This is a genomic window from Desulfolutivibrio sulfodismutans DSM 3696, from assembly GCF_013376455.1.
In the GTDB taxonomy this organism is placed as follows: domain Bacteria; phylum Desulfobacterota; class Desulfovibrionia; order Desulfovibrionales; family Desulfovibrionaceae; genus Desulfolutivibrio; species Desulfolutivibrio sulfodismutans.
Window position 1 is genome coordinate 1,135,312 of record NZ_CP045504.1, and the last position, 17,189, is coordinate 1,152,500.

Annotated in this window: 14 protein-coding genes and 2 rRNA genes (1 of these 16 running past the window's edge); 9 read left to right on the top strand and 7 right to left on the bottom strand. The window is 62.9% G+C overall.

Going from position 1 to position 17,189, the window contains the following annotated elements:
- Positions 1-10 precede the first annotated feature (10 nt).
- The 5 genes from GD606_RS05440 to GD606_RS05460 form a co-directional block, all read right to left on the bottom strand.
- Positions 11-1,024: a DUF3426 domain-containing protein gene (locus tag GD606_RS05440; protein WP_163302502.1), complete on the bottom strand. Its 1,014-nt coding sequence runs from the start codon at positions 1,022-1,024 to the stop codon at positions 11-13.
- Between the two features lie 70 nt (positions 1,025-1,094).
- A complete protein-coding gene (gene hpt, locus GD606_RS05445; RefSeq protein ID WP_163302501.1) occupies positions 1,095-1,622 on the bottom strand; it encodes a hypoxanthine phosphoribosyltransferase in 528 nt (175 codons plus the stop codon).
- A gap of 59 nt (positions 1,623-1,681) precedes the next feature.
- Positions 1,682-2,149 (bottom strand): N-acetyltransferase, encoded by a 468-nt coding sequence (locus GD606_RS05450; protein WP_163302506.1) that lies wholly within the window; start codon positions 2,147-2,149, stop codon positions 1,682-1,684.
- 5 nt (positions 2,150-2,154) lie between these two features.
- Positions 2,155-2,637, bottom strand: a complete 483-nt coding sequence (locus GD606_RS05455; RefSeq protein WP_163302500.1) for a TlpA family protein disulfide reductase — start codon at positions 2,635-2,637, stop codon at positions 2,155-2,157.
- A 50-nt stretch (positions 2,638-2,687) separates the two neighbouring features.
- The gene (locus GD606_RS05460; RefSeq protein ID WP_163302499.1) at positions 2,688-5,141 is read right to left on the bottom strand and encodes a homocysteine S-methyltransferase family protein; all 2,454 of its coding nucleotides are present in this window, start codon (positions 5,139-5,141) and stop codon (positions 2,688-2,690) included.
- A gap of 237 nt (positions 5,142-5,378) precedes the next feature.
- Between GD606_RS05460 and GD606_RS05465 the strand changes: the two genes are divergently transcribed.
- From GD606_RS05465 to GD606_RS05505, 9 genes are all read left to right on the top strand, one after another.
- Positions 5,379-6,428, top strand: coding sequence for a sigma-70 family RNA polymerase sigma factor (locus tag GD606_RS05465; RefSeq protein WP_374190889.1), 1,050 nt, complete (start codon positions 5,379-5,381; stop codon positions 6,426-6,428).
- 116 nt (positions 6,429-6,544) lie between these two features.
- Complete coding sequence (locus GD606_RS05470; protein ID WP_163302498.1) at positions 6,545-8,224, top strand: tetratricopeptide repeat protein; 1,680 nt, start codon at positions 6,545-6,547, stop codon at positions 8,222-8,224.
- Positions 8,221-9,039 (top strand): hypothetical protein, encoded by an 819-nt coding sequence (locus GD606_RS05475; protein WP_163302497.1) that lies wholly within the window; start codon positions 8,221-8,223, stop codon positions 9,037-9,039. Before GD606_RS05470 ends, GD606_RS05475 begins: the two co-directional genes overlap by 4 nt.
- An 85-nt stretch (positions 9,040-9,124) precedes the next feature.
- Positions 9,125-9,580 (top strand): ribose 5-phosphate isomerase B, encoded by a 456-nt coding sequence (gene rpiB / locus GD606_RS05480; protein ID WP_163302496.1) that lies wholly within the window; start codon positions 9,125-9,127, stop codon positions 9,578-9,580.
- A 117-nt stretch (positions 9,581-9,697) separates the two neighbouring features.
- Positions 9,698-11,695 (top strand): transketolase, encoded by a 1,998-nt coding sequence (tkt, locus tag GD606_RS05485; RefSeq protein WP_163302495.1) that lies wholly within the window; start codon positions 9,698-9,700, stop codon positions 11,693-11,695.
- A gap of 5 nt (positions 11,696-11,700) precedes the next feature.
- A complete protein-coding gene (gene glpX, locus GD606_RS05490) occupies positions 11,701-12,684 on the top strand; it encodes a class II fructose-bisphosphatase (RefSeq protein WP_163302494.1) in 984 nt (327 codons plus the stop codon).
- Positions 12,685-13,579: 895 nt separating this feature from the next.
- Complete coding sequence (locus GD606_RS05495) at positions 13,580-14,845, top strand: [FeFe] hydrogenase, group A (protein ID WP_163302493.1); 1,266 nt, start codon at positions 13,580-13,582, stop codon at positions 14,843-14,845.
- A gap of 11 nt (positions 14,846-14,856) precedes the next feature.
- Positions 14,857-15,234, top strand: a complete 378-nt coding sequence (locus GD606_RS05500) for an iron hydrogenase small subunit (protein ID WP_163302492.1) — start codon at positions 14,857-14,859, stop codon at positions 15,232-15,234.
- Positions 15,235-15,964: 730 nt separating this feature from the next.
- Positions 15,965-16,729: a class I SAM-dependent methyltransferase gene (locus GD606_RS05505; protein WP_163302491.1), complete on the top strand. Its 765-nt coding sequence runs from the start codon at positions 15,965-15,967 to the stop codon at positions 16,727-16,729.
- A 93-nt stretch (positions 16,730-16,822) separates the two neighbouring features.
- Here GD606_RS05505 and rrf read toward each other — a convergent pair.
- Both rrf and GD606_RS05515 read right to left on the bottom strand, forming a co-directional pair.
- Positions 16,823-16,937, bottom strand: a 5S ribosomal RNA gene (rrf, locus tag GD606_RS05510).
- A 43-nt stretch (positions 16,938-16,980) separates the two neighbouring features.
- Positions 16,981-17,189 (bottom strand): 23S ribosomal RNA (locus tag GD606_RS05515) (it continues 2,714 nt past the right edge of the window).

A 17,189-nucleotide genomic window follows, 5' to 3' on the forward strand; every position in this document is an offset into this window, starting at 1 on the left:
GTCGCCGGGGCTATTTCCCGGGCGGATCCTTGGCGTCCACGACCTTGACCCCGAATTCCTTGACCGCCTCGGGCGGATCGAAAAACACGATCATAAACGGCGTTTCCGCGCCCGGGGCCAGGTTGGTGTTGTTGGTCAAAACGCCCACCTGGGAGCTTAGGGCCGACTCCAATTCCTGCTTGGTCATGACCTGGAGCTGGAACAGGGACACGGTGTTGCCGCCCAGGATGTCCTGGGAGATGAGGACGTTGCCCTTTTCATCGAACAGGGCGGCCTCCAGCTTGATCATTTCCTTTTGCGACTTGAAGTTGTTGACCGCCTTGCCTTCGATGACGAAAAGCTGTCCGGCCTTTTCATTGGTGACGTAATATTGACGGACATTTTGCAGCACGATGTCCTTGACCTTGGCGGACTCGTCGGGCTTCTCCGTCGCCTTGTCCCCGGCGGGTTTTTCCCCCGGCTTGGCCTCTTCGGCGGGCTTCGCCTGTTCGGCGGAGGGCGGCGTCGGCGCTTGCCCATCCTTGGCCCCCGGCCACAGATCGAAGAAAAAGACGGCGGCCAGGGTGACCACCACCAGCCCGAAAAGGCACAGGGCCACGATCAGGGAACGGCGCTTGACGTCCTTGGAGGACGCCCCCCTTCCCTTCTTGCCGGTGATGTCGATATCGGAGATGTCGTCCAGGTTGAAATCGGTTTGCGTCTTTCCGGTCGCCTCGTCGTCCTCATAGGCCTCGGACTCAAAGAGTTTCCCGGCGTCCTGATCCGAGGTCTGATCGGCAGGAGCCTGCGTGGGGCGTGGGGCTTCCCGGGGCTCGGGCTCGGCGTATGCGCCGGGCCGCTCCGTGGGGACGCCGCTGTCGTCGGGATAGTCGAAATCCCGCAGATCCGACGGCCTTGGCGGAGCCGGGGGATCAATGTGGAAAATATGCTTGCACTTGCCGCAGCGCAGTTTGGCGCCGTCCGGCCCGACCTTGTCATCGGGCAGGCGAAACTTGGTGGAGCAATCGGGGCATGTTACGATCATAGGCCTTCTTCCGCGAAATCCTTCGGTTTTTCGGAACTAACAACGATTTGAAGCAAGTTCCGGGCCAAGATCACGAAAACTGCATCTCCCACACCCCGCGCAACTGCCTGTACCGCTCGGCATAGTCCATGCCGTAACCGATCAGATAGCCGTCCCGCGAGGTAAAACCCACGAAATCCACATGGACATCCACTTCCCGTCGCAGGGGCTTGTCGATCAGGGCGCACATGCGCAGGGATTTGGGCTTCCTGGCGGAAAAGGTCGCCAGCAGTCTGGCCGTGGTCCGCCCCGTATCCACAATGTCCTCCACAACCAGGACATGCCTCCCTTCCAGGGGACACTCCACGTCCACCAGGAACCGGAGGTCCGCGCCGGGCGCGGTGCCCGCGCCGTAGCTGGCGATGCGCACGAATTCGAGTTGCGGGGAAAACGGAAAATGCCGCGTCAAATCCGTAAAAAAATAGACCGCCCCTTTGAGCACGCAGATGGCCACGGGGGGGTCTGCGCCATCGTAATGCCGCGCGACTTCGGCAGCCAGTTCGGCCACGCGTGCGGCCACGACCGCTTCGCCGATCACTTCCCGCAACATTTCACCCATAACCTGACCCATACCGTAATTTGGTTGAAAGGCAAATCCCGCCCCCGCACGAAACGGGACTACATCTCCATAAGCATGGCGATCTCGTCGCATTCCGGAAACTTGGGACAGTTGATGCAGTCCGCCCAGACCTTCTGGGGCAGCTTTTCCTTTTCCACCTCGACAAACCCCAGGTGCTCGAAAAAGCCCTTCTGATAGGTCAGGGTGAAGACCCGGTACAGTCCCAGGGTCACGGCCTCGCTGAGGCAGGCCTCCACCAGCTTCCCCCCCCAGCCTTTTTTACGCAAATGCTCGTCCACAGCCAGGGAGCGGATCTCGGCCAAGTCCTCCCAGGCGATGGTCAGGGCGCAACAGCCATGCACCCCCCGCCCGGAGCGTTCGGCCAGGACGTAGAAATCACGCAGATGGCTGTACAGCTGGCTGAAGGACCGGGGCAAAAGAAATTCCTTTTTGGCGCAGTCCATGAGCAGGGCGTGAACCTGCCGCACATCCTGGATCTGGGCCTTGCGCAGATACAATTCGTCCATGTCGGTCACACGCCCCCCCCGACCCCGGGCAGGGACAAAAGCTCCCGCAGTTCGTCGCCGGACATGTAGCCTTCGCTCGTGTGGATCATCTCCCCTTCGCGGTTGAACACCACCATCTTGGGGATGGAGCTCACGGCGAACAGCCCGGCCACGTCCGCTCCGCCGACAAAGACCGGATAATTGAAGGGCATCTGTTTGATGAACCGGAAAAAATCACCGGGGTTCTGGTCCACGGAGATGCCCAGGAGCACCAGGTCGCCCTCGGGGATGTCCCGGCGCAGGGTGATCAGTTCCGGAATCTCCTGCTGGCAGGGACGGCACCAGGAGGCCCAGAAATTGATGACCACGAATTTCCCCCGGGACTGGCTGATGCGATCCACCAACTGCCCGGCGGAGATGGTCATATCGTCCCTGGCCAGGGCCGGAGCCGGTCCCAGGCAGGCCAGGGTCAGAAAAAACGCAACGGCGGCGCAGGTGATGATGCGCATGGAAACACCTCCAGAAAAACGGCGCGAAACAGCGCCTCGGGACAAAAAGCCTAGCAGTTTTCCAAAGATTGGCAACCGCGCGCCGAATCCACCAGCCGGGCGGCCTCGCGCACCGCGCCGACGGCGTCCAGGGAATAGCCATCCGCGCCGATGGAGGCTGCGAAGGCCTCGGTGACGACGGCCCCGCCGACCATGATCCTGGCCCGGCAGCCTTTCTCGTCACGCAGGCGCACGGTGTCGGACATGCGCACCATGGTGGTGGTCATGAGCGCCGACAGCCCGATGACGTCGGCGTTGCGGGAAAGGGCCTCGTCCACGATGCGTTCGGCGGGAACGTCCTTTCCCAGGTCCACCACATCGAACCCGTTGTTGGCCAGCATCAGGCACACGATGTTCTTGCCGATGTCGTGGATGTCGCCTTCCACCGTGGCCATGACGATCCGCCCGGCGGACATGCCGTCGCCGGCGTCGGCCAGAAGGGGCTTCAACCGCTCGAATCCCAGGCGCATGGTCTCGGCCGAAAGCAGAAGCTGGGGCAGGAAATATTCCTTGCGCTCGTATTTCTCGCCCACCTCCAGAATGCCCGGGATGAGTTCGCCGTTTAGTATCTCCGAGGCCGCGCGACCTGCGGCCAGGGCCGCCTCGATCATGCCCGGCAGGGCCGCCTTGTCGCCTTTGACCACGGCCTGGCGCAGGGTCGCGGCCGAGCCGTCCGAGGCGGCCGGGGCGCCGGTTCCGGCCCCCCCGGCGGGACCGGAGGCCGCACCGCCCGAGGGCTTCCATCCGGCGTAGGAAGCAATGAACCGCCCGGCCTGGGGATCGCGGGCCAGGAGCACCTCGGCGGCAAAGGCCGTCTCCCGCAGCCGTGCGGAATTGGGGTTGGCGATGACCGCCGCCAGCCCGCTTCCCATGCACATGGCCAAAAAGGTGGAGTTGACCAATTCCCGGGCCGGCAGGCCGAAGGAGATGTTGGACAGGCCAAGGCAGGTGGGCAGGCCCCAGGCCTCGCGGCAATGCCGGATGGTTTCGAAGCAGGCCAGGGCCGCCTCGGATTTGGAGGACACGGTCAGGGCCAGGGCGTCCACCATGATCAGATGCTTGGGGATGCCCATGCCAAGCGCCTTGTCCACCAGCCGCTCCACGATGGCCAGCCGCTCGGCGGCCGTGACCGGGAGCTTGCGGCCCTCAAGGGGCAAAAGGATAAACGGTGCGCCCATCTGCCTGCACAAAGGCCCCAGGGCCTCCATGCGGCCGGGTTCGCCGCTTATGGAATTGACCAGGGGCGACCCCGGATAGGTCCACAGCCCGGCGGAAAGGGCCGCGATGTCGTTGGAGTCCAGACACAAAGGGGCGTTCGTGCGGCCGATGAGGTCGAGAACCAGCCGGGGCAGCACCTCGGCCTCGACCACCATGGGCGCGCCCACGTTGACGTCCAGGATGGCCGCGCCGCACTCGGTCTGTTCGGCGGCCAGGCGTCCGGCCTCGGCCAATTCCCCGTTTTGCAGCTCGGCCGTGAGCACGGGCTTGCCCGTGGGATTGATGCGCTCGCCGATGACCGCCAGGGGATGCCCGCCGCCCACGGCCACGGTGCACGCCCGGGAGGTGACGGCCATGGACGCCGCATCGGCCTCGGGGCGCTGCCAGGGACGTCCGGCCACGGCCCGGGCCAGGGCCGCGATGTGGGCCGGAGTTGTGCCGCAGCAGCCGCACAAGACCTTGGCCCCGAGTTCCACGAATTTCGCGGTCTCGGCGGCGAACTCCTCGGGTCCCATGGGAAACACGGTGCGGCCGTCCTCCAGGCGGGGCAGCCCGGCGTTGGGCTTGACCAGAAAGGGCATGGAGGCCCGGGGCAGCCACTGGCGCACCACCTCCATCATGCCCGCCGGGCCCAGGCCGCAGTTGACGCCGATGACGTCCACGCCCAGGTTGCGCATGGTGTCGGCAAACACCAGGGGAGGCGTGCCGGTCAGCGAGGCCGCGCCCTCGAAGGTCATGGACACGGCCACGGGCAGGTCGCAGACCTCGTGGCAGGCCAGGACCATGGCCTTGGCCTCGGCCAGGTCGAAATGGGTCTCGGCGATGAGCAGGTCCGCCCCGCCCTGGACCAGGCCGCGCACCTGCTCGGCAAAGGCGTCCACCAGATCGCGCAGGGTCAGCTTGCCCATGGGCTGGACGAATTTGCCCGTGGGGCCGATGCTTCCGGCTACCAGCACCTGGTCCCCGGCAGCCTCCCGGGCGATTTCGGCCATGCGCCGGTTGAGCGCCGTCACGTCCGTTCCCGGCGGCAGCTTGAAGCGGGAGCCGCCGAAGGTGTTGCTGGTGACGGCATGGGCCCCGGCCCGGATGTAGTCCTGGTGCGAGGTTTTGACGGCCTCGGGGTTGTCCAGGCCGAAAAGTTCCGGAGACTGGCCCGGAGGGAGCCCGCGTTGTTGCAGGAGGGTCCCCGTGGCCCCGTCGAAGATGAGGATGTCTCCGGACGCAAGCGCCCGTCTGGCTCTGTTCATGGGATATCCTTGGGCTTGCCGTCCGGGAACGCCCACCGGCCGGGAAATTACGCGCATCCGAACGGCGTCGGAGGCGAAACGCGCTTTCGTCTACTGAAAAACATTGAAAAGGACAAACAAAAACTCTATGCTCGTCAAGTGGCCAAGCCGCCTCTACCCAATGTCCCTGTCCTCCCGGCGCCCCCACGGACCAACGGTTTGCTCGTATCCCGCGAGCCGCCCTTTTTTTCACCAAAGATGAAGACCATACACGAAGATATTGACGCCGCCGCCCAGACCGAACCGTCCATCCCCGTTGAGAGCGAGGAAGCGGAGGAACTGTTGCTGGAGCCAGGCGACCCCGGCGAACCGCTCGAGATTTCAGGCGATCTGGAGGAGGATTCGGCCCATCTGCCCGCGCCCCTGGATTTCAAGCGCACGGGCATGGCCACCCGCGACCCCCTCCAGCTCTATCTGCGCGAGATCAGCAAATTTCCCATGCTGGCCCAGGACGAAGAATTCGACCTGGCCCGCAAGGTCCGTGACCAGGGCGACCAGGACGCCGCCTTCCGGCTGGTGTCCTCGCATCTGCGGCTGGTGGTCAAGATCGCCATGGATTTTCAGCGCCGCTGGATGCAAAACGTCCTGGACCTGATCCAGGAAGGCAATGTGGGGCTGATGCGCGCGGTCAAGAAATATGACCCGGAAAAGGGCATCAAGTTCTCCTACTACGCCGCCTACTGGATCAAGGCCTACATCCTCAAATACATCATGGACAACTGGCGGCTGGTCAAGATCGGGACCACCCAGGCCCAGCGCAAACTGTTTTACAATCTGAACAAGGAACGCCAGCGCCTCCAGACCATGGGGTTTACGCCCAGCACCTCGAAACTTTCGGAAAGCCTAAACGTCAGCGAGTCGGACATTCTGGAGATGGAGCAGCGCCTAAGCGGCAACGACATGTCCCTGGACGTTTCCATCGGGGAGGACTCCTCGGCCTCGCGCATCGATTTCCTCCCAGCCCTGACCCCCGGCATCGAAGAAATGCTGGCCGACGACGAGATCTCGCGCCAACTGGAAAAACACATCGCGACCATCCGGCCCAGGCTGTCCGACAAGGAGCGCGATCTGCTGGAAAACCGCATCCTGTCGGATTCGCCCTTGACGCTGCGGGAAATCGGGGCCAAATACGGCATCACCCGGGAACGGGTGCGCCAGATCGAGTCCAGGCTGCTCGAGAAACTCAAAGAGCATCTCTCAAATAAAATTGAGGATTTTTCCGCAGACTGGATCAAAAAGCACGATTAGCGTTTTTGTGTGCATGGCGCACGTTTTGCCGCGCAAGCGGTCTTTGGGGGCTGGCCGCAAGCCTCCGGCACCACAAACCCGACACGGCCATGCCGGAAGACCCCCGGACCTTCTCCATGCGATATCGCTTCCATTTCCTGTTCGTTCTGGCGCTTTTGCCATGCCTGATAAGCAACTCCTGCTCGCCCAAAACGCCAGGTTTGCCGGGGATGTCGGCCAAGGAGCTATCACAGCGCGCCGCTGCGGACTATTATTTTCTGATCTTCCAGGATCTCCTGCGGGCCGGGGACAAGGACCAGGCCGCCACCGTGCTGGCCACCCTGGCGAAGCTGTCGCCCACCCCCCAGATACTTCTGGATCTCGCCAATCTGCAATGGGGCGCCAACCAGCGCGATGCGGCCATCACGGTCCTTGAGGATGCGACGCGGCGATACCCTGAGGAAAAACAGATCGCCTTCTATCTGGCCAGCGCCTACCAGATGCAGCACCGGCGGGAGGAGGCCGTGGCCATCATCAGCGGCTACCTGTCCAGGCATCCGGACGATCTGGCCGCCCACCAGGAAATGGCCTCCCTGCTCATCGATTCCGGACAGTTCCGGGAGGCCCTGGCCTCTTTGGAGAAAATCGAGGCCATGGAGCCGTCCCCCGCTGTTTTCTATTACAAGGCCAAGGCCCATATCGGCCTTGGCGACCGCGCCGCAGCCATGGCCGCCCTGCGCCAGGTGCTGGCCGCCGACCGATCCATGGTGGCCGCCTGGGCCGAGATGGGGTTTCTCCAGGAACAGGAAAAGGATTACCGGGGGGCGCTTGAGAGCTACGCCGCCATCCTGGAGCTTGGCGAGGAAGGGGCCGAGGTCTGGTCGCGGCTGGTCAAGCTCAACCTCAAGCTGAAAAATCCCGCCAAGGCCATGGCCCTTATGGACAAGGCCCCCAAGGACAGCACGTTCGTGCTTGAGGTGCTGTCGGCTTTTATCGCCGAAGGCTATGCCGCCGAGGCCGGAAAGCTGCTCGACCGTCTGGAAAAAAGCGGATCGCCGCCGCCGGACATCCTGTTTTACCGGGCCGTGGCGGCCTACGAGGGCGAAAAAAAACCGGACAAGGCCATCGGCTATTTGAAGCGTGTGCCCGAGTCCCACCCGCATTATGACAAAAGCCTGAGCTTTCGCATCCAACTCCTGCTGGAAATGGACCGGGCCGCCGAGGCCCTGGAACTGGCCAGGCGCGCCGTGCCCCAATTCCAAGACAAGAAGGAATTCCGCCTGCTCCTGTCCACCGCCCTGGAACGGTCGGGAAACCCCGTCGAAGCGACGGCGATGCTGACCGAGGCCAGCGAGAAATGGGCCGACGACACGGAGATCCTCTACCGCCTGGGGGTCGTCCTGGAGCGGCAAAAGCGCACCGCCGAAAGCATCCGGGTCATGGAGCAGATCATCACCCTGGACGGGGAGCACGCCGACGCCCTCAACTTCGTGGGCTACACCCTGGCTGATGAAAACCGCGACCTGCCCCGGGCCTTGCAATTGATCGAAAAGGCCGTAGCCATCGAGCCGGACAATCCCTTTTTCATGGATTCCCTGGCCTGGGTCCACCACCGCATGGGGAATAACGACAAGGCCTGGGAGGCCATCCGGCAGGCCGTGGCCCAACCCGCAGGCGATCCGGTGATCTGGGAGCATTACGGCGACATCGCCGCATCCCTCGGCAAAAAGGCCGAGGCCGCCGAGGGCTACAAAAAGGCCCTGTCCGGCAATCCCGACAACGCGGACGCCATCCGCCGCAAAAAGGACGCCCTATGACCCGCGCCTCCCAAGCCCTGGTTCTTTGCACCACGCTGCTCCTGCTTGCCGGATGCGCCGCCAAGACCGCCGCCCCTCCGGGCGAAGACCTGGCCCGCGCGACCTGGGAGGCCTTTCGCGCCCGGGAGCAGAAAAAACATGCCGACTGGAAGGCCTTTCGCGTGGACGCAGGCCTAAGCTTCGCCTCCCAACGCAAAAGCGGCCGCCTGAATCTGGCCTTTTACGGCAACACCGACCTGCCCCTGCGCCTGGATCTGACCCTGCCCATGGGCGGCCCCTACGCCTTCTGGGTCGAGGACGCCCAGGGCTTTACGGCCTACTATCCCGGCAACCAGACAGCCTTCACCCACCGCAGCACCCGGGAGGGCCTGTCGCGCATGGGGCTCCCCCTGCCCTTCGCCCTGCGAGAGCTGGCCGCCGTGGCCATCGGCCGCTTCGACGCATTTCTCCCGGAAAAATACGCCTCAGTGAAAAAACGGCCCGAGGGCTACGAATACGCCTTTCCCTCCAGCGCCCGACTGGCCGCCCTGACCCTTGACTTCGAGGGCAAACCGATTCATCTCACCGGGCGGGGAATCGAGCCCTGGAAGGTGGCCTTCGAGGACTACCAGGCCGATGCCGCAGGGACAGCCTCCGATGAGGCCCGCCGTGTGGTCCTGACCACCCCCGGCGGGGCTCAGGTGACGCTTCGCATCAAAAAGATCGAAGGCCGCCAGACACCCTGGCCGGACACCGCCCTGGCCCTTCCCATGCCGCCCGGCACCGCCGTGCGTTCCCTGGAGGCGCAGGGCGACATCAAACTCCCGGACCTCTGAGGCCCGGACGGGACCAGACCTTCGGGCGAAGCGCCGCACGCGCCCGGTCACCCCGCGTAACGCCCGCCACAAGTGGAGATTCGCCATGCCCCAGACCGTGATCATCGGCTCCGACCATGCCGGAGTGCTGCTCAAGAAAATTCTGGTCGACCACCTGGCCGCCGCAGGCCACACCGTTGTCGATGTCGGCCCGGCCGACGCCAAAAGCGTGGACTATCCCCTCTACGCGGCCTCGGTCTGCGACGCCGTGCTGGCCCAAAACGCCCTGGGCATCCTCATCTGCGGCACGGGCCTGGGCATGTCCATGACCGCCAACCGCCGCCCCGGCATCCGGGCCGCCCTGTGCGGCAACGAGTTCATGGCCCGCATGGCCAGGATGCACAACGACGCCAACGTCCTGTGCCTGGGCGAACGGGTCACGGGGCAAGGCCTGGCCCTGTCCATCACTGACGCCTTTGTGGCCGCATCCTTCGAGGGCGGCCGCCATCAGCGCCGCCTGGACCTTATGGAAACCTGTCACGGCGGGCCCGTTTCCAAATGACGGCCAGCCGTCTCTTCCGCCAACCGCCTTGTAAAACGGCTTTTTTCCAAAAGCCGTTTTTTGCGTCGCATACGCCCCGTTTCCCTTCTCCCAACCCGTAGCGCAAGGACCACCATCATGCCTTCCTCCACCGACCTCGACCTCCAGGCGGTCAATGTCATCAAGGGCCTGATCATGGACGCCGTTGGCAAGGCCAATTCCGGCCATCCCGGCGGGGCCATGTCGTCGGCCGATCTCGGCTACATCCTCTTTTCGGAATTTCTCGACGTCGACCCGGACGACACCACCTGGTTCAACCGGGACCGCTTCGTGCTCTCGGCCGGGCACGAATCCATGCTGCTCTATGCCCTGCTTCTTTTCCAGGGCATCCTGACCATGGAGGACATCACCCGCTTCCGGCAGTTCGGCAGCAAAACCCCCGGGCACCCCGAAAATTTCCTGACCCCGGGAGTCGAGGCCACCACCGGCCCCCTGGGCCAGGGGTTCGCCATGTCCGTGGGCATGGCCGTGGCCGAGGCCATGCTGCGGGCCAGGCTCGGGTCGGACATCACCGACCACTACACGTTCGTTTTGGCCTCGGACGGCGACATCCAGACCCCGGTGTGCCTGGGCGCGGCCGCCCTGGCCGGACACTTCGAGCTCTCGCGCCTTATCGTGTGCTACGACAACAACAAGGTGCAATTGGCCGGTCCCACCAGCCGTTGCGACCGCACCGACCATAAAAAGGTCTTCGAGGGCCTGGGCTGGCGGGTCATCGAGATCGACGGCCACGACCACGGCCAGATCCGCGCCGCCCTGACCCAGGCCAAGACCGACGCGGGCAAACCCACCCTGATCATCGGCCACACCACCATCGCCAAGGGCTCCTGCTCCATGGAGAACAACTGCGACTCCCACGGGTCGCCCTTCTCCCCGGAGGAGATCGCCAAGACCAAGGCCTGCCTGGGGCTTCCCGCCGACAAGCCCTTCTACCTGCCAGCCGATGTCGTGGAACGGTTCCGGGCCCGGCACGCCACCGTGCGCGCCAAACGCCTGGACTGGCAGAAGGCCCTGCAAAAGCGCCTGGACACGGACGCCGCCTTCGAGGATCTGTGGCGGCAGGCGAGGCGCACCCCGGCCAACCGGACCTTTGACTGGCCCGAATTCGAGCCCGGCGCCTCCGTGGCCACCCGCAAGGCCTGGGGGTCGGCCCTGGGCGCGCTCATCGACCAGCTCCCCCTTCTCGTAGGCGGCTCGGCCGACCTTGACCCCTCCAACCAGACGGCCAAATTCCGCGACATCACCGGCATCTTCGGCCCCGACAACCGGGCCGGACGCAACCTGTGCTTCGGGGTGCGCGAGTTCCCCATGGGCGCGCTTTTAAACGGCATCGCCCTGCACGGCGGCCTTGTCCCCTTCGGGGCCACTTTCCTGGTCTTTTCCGACTACGAGCGAAACGCCCTGCGCATGTCCGCCCTGCAACGCCTGCCGGTGCTGCACGTCTTCACCCACGACTCCTTCTACGTGGGCGAGGACGGCCCCACCCACCAGCCCATCGAGCACGCCAGCTCCCTGCGCCTGATCCCCAACATGCTGGTCATGCGCCCGGCCGACGCCCGGGAGACCTGTCTGGCCGTGCAGACGGCCCTGACGCAGCAAAGCCGCCCCACCTGCCTGCTCCTGACCCGCCAGGGCCTGCCCGTGCTCGACGCGGCCCGCTTCCCGGGACTGGCCGAGGGTGTGGCCAAGGGCGGCTACGTGCTGGCCGACGCCCCGGGCGGCGTCCCCGACGGCATCCTCCTGGCCGCAGGCTCCGAGGTCTCGCTGGCCCTGGCTGCGGCCGCGCTTCTGCCCGAGTACAAGCTGCGCGTGGTGAGCATGCCCTGCATGGAGCTCTTCGACGAGCAGCCGAAAGAATACCGCGACGCCGTGCTGCCGCCCGCCGTGACGCGGCGTTTCGCCGTGGAGGCCGGACGGCCGGACCTGTGGTGCAAGTATGTGGGCAGCCTGGACAACGTGCACGGCATCAGCCGCTTCGGCGCCTCGGCCCCGGCCAAGCTTCTGGCCGAAAAATACGGCTTCACCCCGGAACACCTGGCCGGTCTGGTGCGCCAGGCGTTTGCCGGGAAGGAGTAGCGGCCATGGAAGCCCCTGACAGAAATATCGGCCTGGATCTGGTGCGAGTCACCGAGGCGGCGGCCTTAAGCTGCTCCCGGTGGCTGGGCAAGGGCGACAAGATCGCCGGGGATCAGGCCGCCGTGGACGCCATGCGCCTGTCCTTCAACACCGTGCCCCTGGACGGGATCATCGTCATCGGCGAGGGCGAAAAAGACGAAGCGCCCATGCTCTTTAACGGCGAGAAGGTGGGCATGGGCCTGGGACAGGCCGTGGACGTGGCTGTGGACCCGGTGGAGGGCACCAACCTCCTGGCCTATGGCCGTCCCAACGCCATCTCCGTGATCGGCGTGGCCCCCCGGGGCAGCATGTTCGATCCGGGGCCAAGCTATTACATGAAAAAGCTGGTGGTCCCGGCCGAGGCCAGGGATGTGGCCGACCTGGACGCGCCGGTCGGCGACAACCTGCGGGCCATCGCCAGGGCGCTTGGCAAGGACGTGGACGATCTGGTGGTGTTTGTCCTGGACAAACCGCGCCACAAGGACCTTATCACCGAGATCCGCCGCACCGGGGCGCGCATCCAACTGCACACCGACGGCGATGTGGCCGGGTCGCTGATGGCCGTGGACCCAACCAACGTGGTGGACGTGATGATGGGCACCGGCGGCACGCCCGAGGGCGTGCTTTCAGCCTGCGCCATCCGGGCCGTGGGCGGCCGCATGCTGGCCCGCCTGGACCCGCAAAAAGACGATGAGAAAAAGGCCCTGATCAAGGCCGGGACGGATACGAAATCCATCCTGACCGAAGAAACCCTGGTCAATAGCGACGACACCTATTTCGCGGCCACGGGCATCTCCGGCGGCACGTTTTTGCGCGGCGTGCGGTTCACGGGCCGGGGAGCGGTGACGCATTCGCTGGTTCTTCGCGGCAAGACCGGCACCATGCGGCGCATCGAATCGCATATCGCGCTGGAAAAGCTCATGCGTTTCAGCGCCGTGAAGTACGACTAACCCGGCTCCATCTCTCTTCCAGAACGCACAGGCCCGGCCGAGACTTCGACCGGGCTTTTTTTGTCGGCCCCCTCCGGAAACGTGCCTTTCCCCCAGAAAATAGTCTCGCAGCGACCGAAACGTCGGTCCTGACAGGAGTGGCCCAGGGACTATCCCCATGCGTGTTCCAGATATCCGATCCTGACCGTCCGCTCTTGTCAGTCCGGATGCGGACGAAGCAGCCCGGTAGGGATTGCGTCGACGGGGCTGCGCATCCATTTGTGGCCGACGCAAATGCCGGACGCATCGCGATCCCTGTGCCGAGGCAGCGTTTCACCCATCCGCGGCGGCAGATCTTCAGGATGCCCCGAGGGACCGTGACTGGATCTGAAGACAGACCTGCTTTTCTAAATTATCATCATAATTCTAGGATGTTGTAAACTCATGCCGCCAGATCAGAACCATAAAAAAACGATTGCAATTTTCTAGAGATGGGGTATGGAAATATTCAATGTTACAAATTTTTATTTCTTCATCGTTTCGTTTGATTATTTTAGATTTCATGCTATTTTCTCTATGCTGGCATTTGCCCTCCAGGGCTCACGCTCAGGGTGGAGAGCCCCAGGGACAGAAAAAGGATGGGCCGCTTCCGGGCATGCCACGGATGAAATTTCACCACCGGTGGTCGCATCTCCGGAAAAAGACGCTGCATGTCACGACTTCCGGAGGCGACGCTTCTGCCGCTCAAGAGCGACATGGAGGTCCGCGAAACCGTGCCGTTTCGCAGTAAGAAACCTTAATACAGCCCGAGGGTGACTCGACCGCCGCCATGGCGGTCAAACCAAAGGAGGAGCCGCAAGCAGCAAATTGCCATGTTTTCTCATTCAATTCTGGCCACAACACATGGAGGAATTTCATGAGCAGAATCGAGATGGAAAAAATCTTCTATGAAAATCAGTCCCCGGACCCAAAAACTGATCCGGACAAGCTGTTTTTCATCCAGGTTGACGAGCAGAAATGCATCGGCTGCGACACATGCATGGGCTATTGCCCAACTGGCGCCATCACCGGTGAGACCGGCGGGCCGCACAAGATTCCCCATGAAGAACTGTGCATCAACTGCGGCCAGTGTCTGACCCACTGTCCTGTCTCGGCCATCTATGAGGTGCAGTCCTGGGTTCCCGAGATCATGGCCAAGATCAAGGATCCGACGGTCAAGGTCATCGCCATGCCCGCTCCTGCCGTGCGCTACGGGCTTGGCGACTGCTTCGGCATGCCTGTCGGCACGGTGACCACGGAAAAGATGCTCGAGGGATTGAAGAAACTCGGCTTCGACCATGTCTGGGACAACGAATATACCGCCGATGTGACCATCTGGGAGGAAGGCACCGAATTCGTCAAACGCCTGACCAAGCAGATCGACAAGCCGCTACCGCAGTTCACGTCCTGTTGCCCCGGTTGGCACAAGTATGTGGAGACGTTCTATCCCGAGCTCTTTCCGAACATGTCCTCCTGCAAGTCGCCCATCGGCATGATGGGGACATTGGCCAAGACCTACGGCGCGGACAAGATGAAATACGACCGCTCCAAGGTCTATACCGTGTCGATCATGCCCTGCACCGCCAAGAAGTACGAAGGCATGCGCCCCCAATTGTGGGATAGCGGATACAAGGACATCGACGCCACCATCGACACCCGTGAACTCGGCTATATGCTCAAGCAGGCGAACATAGACCTGGCCAAGCTTCCTGACGGGAATCGTGACAAGCTCATGGGCGAATCCACCGGCGGCGCGACTATCTTCGGCGTGACCGGCGGCGTCATGGAGGCGGCCCTGCGCTTCGCCTACGAGGCCGTGACCAAGAAAAAGCCCGAAAGCTGGGACTTCAAAGCTGTCAGAGGATTGGAAGGCCTGAAGGAGGCCACGGTGAACGTGGGCGGCACGGACGTGAAGGTGGCCGTCATCCATGGCGGAAAACGTTTCAAGGACGTGTGTGAATTGGTCAAGGCCGGAAAGGCGCCCTGGCATTTCATTGAGTTCATGGCCTGCCCAGGCGGCTGCGTCATGGGCGGAGGACAACCCATCATGCCCGGCGTGCTTGAAGCCATGGATCGTCGCGTGACCACGATGCATGCCTCGCTGAAAAACCGCTTGGCCATGATGAGCGCCAACAAGGCATAAGGAGCAACGCCATGTCGATCATGAACTTCACCAGACGCGGATTCCTGAAAGCGGCCTGCATCGCAACGGGCGGGACGCTCATCGGACTACGCCTGACGAGCAAGGCCGTGGCGGCGACGAAGCAGCTCAAGGACTACATGATGGACCGCATCAACGGCACATATGGGGCAGACGCCAAGTTCAAGGTGCGCGCTTCCCAGGATAATGCCCAGGTCCAGGCAATGTACAAGGAATACCTTGATGGCCATCCCATGAGCCACAAGGCGGAAAAGCTGTTGCACACCACATGGCAGGACCGCTCCAAGGCGCTCGCGCAGTTGAAGGCCGAGGGCGCCTATCCCAACCCCCGGGCCAAGGAGTTCGACAAGTCAACCTATCCCTATGAATAACCGATAATGCCGCGTGCGATCCGAGGCGAGGGATTTCTCCTGACACCGAGGACACCGCAGCATTTCTGCCCAAGAGTGTGAAAACCATATTGCATTGCGTTTCCTGTACAATCACCGTCACCACGCATTCCAAAAAACGACTTTGCAGATTCCGACATGTCGCCGGCGTCTTTACAATGGCCTTGGGTGGCACGCCAGATGGCGTGCTGTAGCACTGCGCCATCCGGGCCGTGGGAAGGGGCATGCTGACGAGGCTCGTCTCCGAAGGACGACGAGAAAAGGCCTAGCCGAGGGCGGAACGGTTACGAAACCCATCCTGAACAAGGACACGCTGGTTCGCAACAGCGACACCTGTTTTGTGGCCAAGGGCATCCCCGGGGGCATATTATTGCGCGATGTTCGGTCCACGGGCTGCTGTACGTTGACGCTTTCCTGATTCTGCGCGGCAAGACCGGCGCCTTGCGGCGCATCGAGTCGCATATCGCGATGGACAAGCTCATGCGCCTCAGCGCCGTGAAGTATGACTCATCACCCGGCTCCATCTCTCTTCCAGAACGCACAGGCCCGGCCGAGACATCGACCGGGCCTTTTGTTTGCGTCGAAGCGAGGATGTTGCGAAAAGATGTCCGTCATGACAAAAACGGTTGAAATTGAAGCCCCAGACAGCAATACCACTGTTGCCAAGACACTCAATGCCAGGCATGTCGCACGGTTCAGGGAGGTCATCCCAATGTTCGACCAGTCGCCGCGTTTCCGAGAGATCTTTTTCGAGGTCTACGAAGCCCTGCCCCGCCAGGGCCCGGGCAACAGGGCCAGCGCCGCCAGGGCCCTGGCCCTATGCGACGGAATGCCCATAGTCCCCCGCATTCTTGATCTCGGCTGCGGCGTGGGCGGCCAGACCATGCATCTGGTTGCCCTCACGGATGGCCACATCGTGGCCGTGGACAGCCATGCGCCGTTCATCACTCAACTTACAGCATCGGTTGCCGCGAACGGCCTGGGACATCGTATCAAGCCGCTGTGCGCCGACATGGCGCATGCGAGATTTCCTTCAGGGTCATTCGATCTGATCTGGTCCGAGGGCGCGCTCTACAATCTCGGTCTGGACGTGGCCCTGCCCCTGTGCCGCGATCTGCTGCGGCCCGGCGGGCATCTGGTCTTCACAGACGCAGTGTGGAGGAAAAGCGATGTCCCCGACGAGGTCCGGCGTGGCTTCGAGTCGGATTATCCAACCATGGGTTGGATGCGGGACGTCCTGGCTGCCGTAGCCAGACACAACCTTGACGTGCTTGGGCATTTCACGCTTCCGGACGAGGCCTGGTGGGAGGATTTCTATACGCCCATGCAGGCCCGGGTGCGTGAACTGCGAGAGAAATACAGCGGTGATGCCGAGGCCCAGGGCATCCTCGACATCCTTGATCGCGAAACCGAGCTGCATGCCGCCCATGCAGACTGTTACGCCTATGAATTCTTCGTGATCCGGCGTCCCGTCTGACGTCGTTTTCAAAACGGCGGAACTGCCTAGTGCCCCCCTCAAACGCCAAAAGCCCGGCTGATTTCTCAGCCGGGCTTTTGGTTTTGAAACGAGCCCTGGCGGCGACCTACTTTCCCACGCATGAATACGCAGTATCATCGGCGATGGAGGGCTTAGCTTCCGAGTTCGGAATGGGGTCGGGCGTACCCCCTCCTCTTTGGCCACCAGGACAATATATAAGTTAAAATAAGGGATGGGACGTTTTTTAGCGGTAAAACAAGCCGAACGGACTATTAGTACCGGTTGGCTGAACATGTCGCCATGCTTACACTTCCGGCCTATCAACCAGGTAGTCTACCTGGGTCCTTCGGGGAGACCTTATCTTGAGGCGGGTTTCCCGCTTAGATGCTTTCAGCGGTTATCCCTTCCGAACGTGGCTACCCTGCGGTGCCGCTGGCGCGACAACAGGAACACCAGTGGT

Excerpts from the sequence above, each read along its gene's own strand:
- GD606_RS05440 (WP_163302502.1), bottom strand. The coding sequence starts at position 1,024 with ATGATCGTAACATGCCCCGATTGCTCCACCAAGTTTCGCCTGCCCGAT.
- hpt (WP_163302501.1), bottom strand. The coding sequence starts at position 1,622 with ATGGGTGAAATGTTGCGGGAAGTGATCGGCGAAGCGGTCGTGGCCGCA.
- GD606_RS05450 (WP_163302506.1), bottom strand. The coding sequence starts at position 2,149 with ATGGACGAATTGTATCTGCGCAAGGCCCAGATCCAGGATGTGCGGCAG.
- GD606_RS05455 (WP_163302500.1), bottom strand. The coding sequence starts at position 2,637 with ATGCGCATCATCACCTGCGCCGCCGTTGCGTTTTTTCTGACCCTGGCC.
- GD606_RS05460 (WP_163302499.1), bottom strand. The coding sequence starts at position 5,141 with ATGAACAGAGCCAGACGGGCGCTTGCGTCCGGAGACATCCTCATCTTC.
- GD606_RS05465 (WP_374190889.1), top strand. The coding sequence starts at position 5,379 with ATGAAGACCATACACGAAGATATTGACGCCGCCGCCCAGACCGAACCG.
- GD606_RS05470 (WP_163302498.1), top strand. The coding sequence starts at position 6,545 with ATGCGATATCGCTTCCATTTCCTGTTCGTTCTGGCGCTTTTGCCATGC.
- GD606_RS05475 (WP_163302497.1), top strand. The coding sequence starts at position 8,221 with ATGACCCGCGCCTCCCAAGCCCTGGTTCTTTGCACCACGCTGCTCCTG.
- rpiB (WP_163302496.1), top strand. The coding sequence starts at position 9,125 with ATGCCCCAGACCGTGATCATCGGCTCCGACCATGCCGGAGTGCTGCTC.
- tkt (WP_163302495.1), top strand. The coding sequence starts at position 9,698 with ATGCCTTCCTCCACCGACCTCGACCTCCAGGCGGTCAATGTCATCAAG.
- glpX (WP_163302494.1), top strand. The coding sequence starts at position 11,701 with ATGGAAGCCCCTGACAGAAATATCGGCCTGGATCTGGTGCGAGTCACC.
- GD606_RS05495 (WP_163302493.1), top strand. The coding sequence starts at position 13,580 with ATGAGCAGAATCGAGATGGAAAAAATCTTCTATGAAAATCAGTCCCCG.
- GD606_RS05500 (WP_163302492.1), top strand. The coding sequence starts at position 14,857 with ATGTCGATCATGAACTTCACCAGACGCGGATTCCTGAAAGCGGCCTGC.
- GD606_RS05505 (WP_163302491.1), top strand. The coding sequence starts at position 15,965 with ATGTTCGACCAGTCGCCGCGTTTCCGAGAGATCTTTTTCGAGGTCTAC.